This window comes from Sulfitobacter sp. HI0027 (assembly GCF_001634775.1).
In the GTDB taxonomy this organism is placed as follows: Bacteria; Pseudomonadota; Alphaproteobacteria; order Rhodobacterales; family Rhodobacteraceae; genus Sulfitobacter.
Map to the genome: position 1 here is coordinate 1 of NZ_LWER01000426.1, position 514 is coordinate 514.

At 48.4% G+C, this 514-nt stretch carries 1 rRNA gene; it reads left to right on the forward strand.

From position 1 onward, the window contains the following. Window positions 1–514, forward strand: a 23S ribosomal RNA gene (locus A3722_RS23645); the annotation flags it as partial.

A 514-nucleotide genomic window follows, 5' to 3' on the forward strand; every position in this document is an offset into this window, starting at 1 on the left:
GCAGTTAATAATGAGCAAAACCAGGTATTTATAGACTGAATACATAGGTTTATAAAAGCAAACCCGGGGAACTGAAACATCTAAGTACCCGGAGGAAAGGAAATCAATATGATACTCCCCTAGTAGCGGCGAGCGAACGGGGATCAGCCGAGCCATGATTGTGGTTAGAATGCGTTGGAATGCGCAACCAGAGTGGGTGATAGTCCCGTATAAGAAGCATGATTGGACGTATTAAGTAGGGCGGAACACGTGAAATTCTGCCTGAAGATCGGAGGACCACCTTCGAAGGCTAAGTACTCCTTACTGACCGATAGTGAACCAGTACCGTGAGGGAAAGGTGAAAAGCACCCCGACGAGGGGAGTGAAACAGTACCTGAAACCGAACGCCTACAAACAGTTGGAGGGACCTTGCGTCCTGACAGCGTACCTTTTGTATAATGGGTCATCGACTTGGTCTCACGAGCAAGCTTAAGCCGTTAGGTGTAGGCGTAGCGAAAGCGAGTCTTAATAGGGC